This window comes from Bradyrhizobium sp. Kon56, assembly GCF_055807635.1.
Window position 1 is genome coordinate 1 of record NZ_JBVVOU010000690.1, and the last position, 229, is coordinate 229.

A 229-nucleotide genomic window follows, 5' to 3' on the forward strand; every position below is an offset into this window, starting at 1 on the left:
TTCTGGGCATTATCGGCATCGCCATGCTCAATATGGGCAGCACCCTGCAATCGAGCCCGCTGGGCGCAGTGTTGCTGTTGATGGCGGCGGCGTCCTGGGCATTCGGTTCGGTGTGGAGCCGACACTTGCCGCTGCCCCAGGGCGCAATGGCGAGTGCCGATAATGCCCAGAATCACCCCGGCCCATTCCAGCGGCGTATTACGCGCGCCCCAGAAAAAACCACACAGCA

At 62.4% G+C, this 229-nt stretch carries 1 protein-coding gene; it reads left to right on the forward strand.

Going from position 1 to position 229, the window contains the following annotated elements:
- Positions 1 to 229, forward strand: a 229-nt coding sequence (locus AC0L3B_RS40530) for a hypothetical protein (protein WP_473383759.1), incomplete at both ends; no start/stop codon positions are given.